General features: G+C 58.2%; 4 protein-coding genes and 1 pseudogene. All 5 read left to right on the top strand.

Features of this window, described 5'->3' with window-relative positions; genetic code table 11:
- Positions 1-1,361 (top strand): annotated as a pseudogene (locus tag XM50_RS20290) (hypothetical protein); the annotation flags it as partial.
- Positions 1,362-1,409: 48 nt separating this feature from the next.
- A complete protein-coding gene (locus XM50_RS00525; RefSeq protein WP_046406478.1) occupies positions 1,410-1,769 on the top strand; it encodes a hypothetical protein in 360 nt (119 codons plus the stop codon).
- Positions 1,769-3,331 (top strand): hypothetical protein, encoded by a 1,563-nt coding sequence (locus tag XM50_RS19335; protein ID WP_082102587.1) that lies wholly within the window; start codon positions 1,769-1,771, stop codon positions 3,329-3,331. The genes XM50_RS00525 and XM50_RS19335 overlap by 1 nt, the downstream gene beginning before the upstream one ends.
- Before the next feature lie 37 nt (positions 3,332-3,368).
- Positions 3,369-3,584, top strand: a complete 216-nt coding sequence (locus XM50_RS00535) for a hypothetical protein (protein WP_046406480.1) — start codon at positions 3,369-3,371, stop codon at positions 3,582-3,584.
- On the top strand, positions 3,584-4,000 hold the full coding sequence (locus XM50_RS00540) for a hypothetical protein (protein ID WP_156167033.1): 417 nt from the start codon (positions 3,584-3,586) through the stop codon (positions 3,998-4,000). The genes XM50_RS00535 and XM50_RS00540 overlap by 1 nt, the downstream gene beginning before the upstream one ends.
- Positions 4,001-4,114 lie beyond the last annotated feature (114 nt).

Here is a 4,114-nt window from a genome sequence, read left to right on the forward strand (position 1 = left end):
CGGGCGGCACGCGCGATGACCGTCAGATTATGCCTGAAATGGTCGCTGTCTATGCTCGCGATGTGAACTCGACGCGTCCATTCGACGGCCGCTCGATGAAGCAAATAGCTCTGGATTACCTCACTGGCTACGCGAGCGATCCGGTTTACGGAATGGAGAATGGCCGCGCTCGTCCGCTCTACAAGGGCACTGGCAACGCGCCCAGGAACATCAGGCTTCGTAAGCACTATTACGGCTACGGCGAAGCCTCGATCCATGAGAGCCAGGCATGGTATGTTCAGGGCGGTCGAACCTACGAGTGGATGGCTGGTAGCAACCCACTCCGAGTGAGGGTTCCCGGATCCGGCACCGATCCCAAGAAGCCGATCTTCGGCACGAACATGATTGATAAGGCGCACTCGCATCAATTCCCGCACTGGGGTTCGCTGCTATTCCAGACACCTGAGTTCGCAATGATGGGCCACAAGTTCAGCGATATGCCGCGCTTGTATTCCAACTACATCCTCAACGATGATGACGTGAACGTCATCGGCGATCGTGAGACAGCTTGGACCTACATGCACGCTGCGCTTCTTTGGAAGACTGCTTCGTCCAACTCGTCGCGCCTTTACAGCCGCGACGAGATTCTTGATTGGGTGATCTTCGACCTAGAGGCGTTCTACGACAAGCACTACGACGCAAACCCCGGCTTCCTGAACCCGCCAACGAATATCCGCACCGGCACCAGCATCGACGGCAACAAGGCTGTCTATGCGTCGAATTCCCGTTTCGGCATTACGACCTGCCGTGGCGACAGCGTTTACACGCACGACTTCATGGTCGGCTATTGGCTGAGCGCACTACATGCGGCTCACAAGCTGGGCTTCAATCAGGCAATCAGCGCAGCGTCGGCTAAGGCCAAGGCTGTTATCGACTGGCTGGTCCTCTCGCACGAGAAGCGCATCATCGGTAGGCTGACTGAGGGTATGCTGATTAACGCAGAAGATGGCACGGAATATCTGACGCCACTCTGGACTGTTGCTCAGATCAACGCAGCATCGGGTAACGTAGCTTCCCTGCCACAGAACATGGCAGCGGTCTCGGCAGCACAGAGCAGACCAAGCCCATCCTGGGATACTTGCCACGATCAGTATGGCAACGTCCAGTCTCGCGATGGTCAATCAATGGACCAGTTCCTAGCTGGCCCCGGATTGCTCATGGACATGGGACGTAGCTCAACCGCCCTGACGAACGCCTACAACATCGCTGAGAACTACTTCAACGCGAAGAAGTCGGCAGAAGAAGCAAAAAGCGCGAACGCTGGCACTGGCTGGTTCGTGTTCCATCAGGCAACAAACAACAAGCCTTACAAGCCAAGCTGACGCTGACATGCAGAGACCTCCCGCTAAATATGGCGGGAGGTCTCCAGCATGGTCGAGATTCGAGACATTGAACTAAGAAGTTACAGCACCGCAGCCGAAGGCTCGCTGGTGTTCAATCGCATTTGGCAGCTTCGGCTAGCTGACGGCACCCCCATTACTCGTGAGATCGGAGAAGCCTACTTCGTCGTTCTGGATGAGGGCCGCACCAAGCTCAAGCTGTCGCTGGGTAATGGCCTCACTTGGGATGACGCAAGCAAGAGCATCCTAATTCAGATTACCAACGAACAAGTGCGTTTCATTCGTGACGACACGACGATGGAATACGCATTCTACATCGTCCCACCAGCCCCAGCGGGCGAAATCATTCCAATCAGAGAAGGTGCGGTAAACGCACTCAGGGTGGCATAATGACTACACCACTAAGCGAAACCGTAACCGTCACTCAGAGTGGGGACATTCACGTCATCGAGGTGACGGAGGGTTTGTATCCCGTGAAGGGTGACAAGGGCGATAAGGGCGACACTGGTGAGGCCGGCCTTCCCGGTGAGCGTGGCGAGCGCGGTGAACCCGGTGAACGCGGACCCAAAGGCGACAAGGGCGATCCCGGAGAGACTGGCCCAGCTGGTCGCGACGGAATTGATGGCGCGGACGGCAAAGACGGAGCCGATGGCGCTCAGGGCGAGCGCGGTGAACGTGGTCCTGCCGGTGAGCCGGGTCTGACTGGCCGTGATGGCACAAATGGCATTGATGGCTCACCCGGTCGCGATGGCGTTGATGGCGAGCGCGGTCCCGCTGGTCGCGACGGTGTTGATGGCCTTCCGGGTCGTGACGGCATTGACGGCAAGGACGGACGCGATGGCACAGCCGGTGCCAAAGGCGACAAAGGCGACAAAGGTGATCCCGGCGAGCCGGGTCTAGCTGGTCGTGATGGCGTAGATGGCGCACCCGGCGAGAAAGGCGACAAGGGAGACAAAGGCGATACCGGCGATCAAGGTGCTCCCGGACTTAATGGCCAGGACGGTGCGCCCGGTGTCAAAGGCGATAAGGGTGACAAGGGTGACAAGGGCGACAAGGGCGATACTGGTGCATCTGGCACAGCCACTCTGAGCGTTCCCGGCGCAAACACCTCGATCCTATACCGCAACACTGCGACCACTCTCGGTGGTAATGCTCAGATGCTCGTTCGCACGGCAGATTACGGCTTCCAGCTAGATGGCGTCGTGGTGAAGCCAAGGAAGGAAGCGGGCTATCCGTTCCTCCAGATCACCGATCAATACACGCTACCGGGCAATCGCTATCTGGGCATCCATGAGGGCTTTGCGAGCACTCGTAGGTGGCAGGCGAGCAACGGTCTCGATTTTGACGCAAACGCGATGCCGTTCATCACGGCCGGCACTCCAACGGCTCAGCCGATCTCGAATAGCCGCTGGCTCGCAGAACCTACCCTGAACTACGTCACAGACGCGGCAGTGGGTTCACAGGCAGCATGGATTGGCACCGCGCCGGTAGTGTCGAGCAACCAGTCAAACACTGGTGGCTTCGTGGTGACTATCCGCGCAAGCATCAAGGACTTCGCAGCTGGCAAGCGATGGTTCGTCGGCCTAGTGGGCAATCCGGTTGTTCCCGGCAACGTGAACACCGCAACCCTAACGAGCGTCGTTGGCGTCGGTGCGGATGCTGGTGACACCAAGCTCTACGCTTTCTCGCGTGGGGCTTCTGGCACCATGTCGCGCAGCCAAGAGAACATCAACGCTACTCTGGATGGTGAGACGGTTACGTTCACCTTCATCAGCTATCCGGCAATGTCGGAAGTGAAGCTGGGCTACCAATTCGCTGGTTATGGCTGGGGCGGAAACCTCAGCTACAACGGCCTACTCTACCCTGCCGCGTGGGTTTCAACCGGCACTACCAGCGCGCCAATCACGCTCAGCATGAACCGCGTGTACGTCGAATACCTGACCAACAACTAAGAAAGGGAGACGGCTTCAGCGCATCTCAGGGTGAACAATGGAAGAGAACGAGACGGCTGTTCAGGCCGCGAAGACTGACCGCTCCTTTGGCGCTTTTGTGAAATTCCTTGGGACCAATGCTTGGGGCTTCGCGAAGGCCGCATGGCGCGTTGATGCAGTGAAGAGCGTGGCACTTACATGGCTTGTCCGCGCATCGGTTCCCGGTGCTCCAATCCTCATCGCTATCATTGATAGCTACATGGGCGCGTCGTAATGCCGACACCGGCACCGCCCGCGATCCCGCAGGATATGCGCGACCTTCTTATCCGCCTCGATCAACGGGTGGGTGATGGCTTCCAGAACATCAATGCCCGCTTCGATGAAGCTAACCGCCGCAGCGATGCCCACGAGAGCCGCATCGGCAAATTGGAAGAAGCGAGCATCACTCGACAAGCATACGTGGGCAGATTCGAGGCCGTTGAAAAGCCGGTCAACGGGCACAAGAACCGCTTTCAGCAACTTGAGGGCGCAACTAAGGGAGGTGGCATCGTCCACAAGTTGTGGACAGCGGCGCTGGGAGCGGGTGCGATGTTGCTGGCTGTGATGGGTTGGCAGATCAGCGTGGAACCCAAAGCACAGGCCAAGGTCAGCACAACGGTGGAGCAAACGACCACCCTTCCAACGAAGTGACCTAATCGCTAGGGCCACCTGCATGGCTAAACGACGTCCAGTGAACAAGGGGCAAGACCTCGATCGTCCGCTACGCGGCTTGCCGCGCCAGGGCACCATGAACGTCAGCGTCAA

This window comes from Sphingomonas sp. Ag1 (genome assembly GCF_000980895.1).
Taxonomy (GTDB): Bacteria; Pseudomonadota; Alphaproteobacteria; order Sphingomonadales; family Sphingomonadaceae; genus Sphingomonas; species Sphingomonas panaciterrae.